Source organism: Pseudomonas sp. MWU347 (genome assembly GCF_017947305.1).
Classification (GTDB): domain Bacteria; phylum Pseudomonadota; class Gammaproteobacteria; order Pseudomonadales; family Pseudomonadaceae; genus Aquipseudomonas; species Aquipseudomonas putida_A.
In genome coordinates, this window is the sequence record NZ_JAFGZB010000036.1 from 1 (window position 1) to 872 (window position 872).

The window sequence follows — 872 nt, forward strand, 5'->3', positions numbered from 1 at the left end:
TCGTGGACGTAGGTTTCTTCGCTGCCATCGACGTAGTGCACCGCGACGCTGCCGTCATCGGCCCAGACGTAACGGGTGTCCATCTGCGCGAACGACGCCCAGTGCCGCACGCAACGCGCCGACTTGCCCGAGCGTTCCCATTCCCAGAAGAAACTCGCGCCGCCGGTCAGTTGCCGCTGCAGGATGACGTGCTGATCGTCGTAGTCGTAACGCTCGCTGTCACCGACCGCGTTGGTCGCAGCCAACAACCGCTGACGGGCGTCGTAGCAATAACTGACCAGCGTTTGCTCGGTGCGCCAGCCATCAGCCTCAAGCACTTGGTAATCAACCGCGACCAGATGCGCCCGGTCGTAGCGCAACAACAGCGACCGACCCGCGCCATTGTTCAGGCGGACAATCCGCTGCTGATGATCGCGAGAAACGCTCAGACGATTGCCATACGCATCACTGACCGCCACCAACCGCCCGGCACGAAAGTGATAAAACCGCGCTGTATCCCCGGCCAGCGCGAGGATCAGTTCCTCCGGTTCATCCCCGAGAAAAATCGCCGCCCGCGACAGGCTGTTGTGAATCTGCGGCCGCTCCACACTGGGCAACGGAAACCGCGTGCGGCGGTTCTCGTGATCGACCCAGATCACCGCCTCGCCATCGAACTCCAGCCGATGCGCCAGCGAATGACTCCAGCCAAACCCCAGCCCGACATCGATCTCCACCGCGCTGGTGCGGTACAACCGGGTGAACTCGAACGGCAGCAAACCATCGAGCGTGCCGTCGGTCAGGGTCAGCAATTCCTCGCCGGTAACCATCGACACCGGACAGCCGTTGGTGCAGGTCAGCGGTGCGCAATCGGCGCTGTCGCCGTTGGGGTTTTT

The 872-nt window shown here is 62.7% G+C and carries 1 protein-coding gene; it reads right to left on the reverse strand.

Features of this window, described 5'->3' with window-relative positions:
* Positions 1-872, reverse strand: an 872-nt coding sequence (locus KCG87_RS27345; RefSeq protein WP_246882921.1) for a DUF6531 domain-containing protein, incomplete at both ends; no start/stop codon positions are given.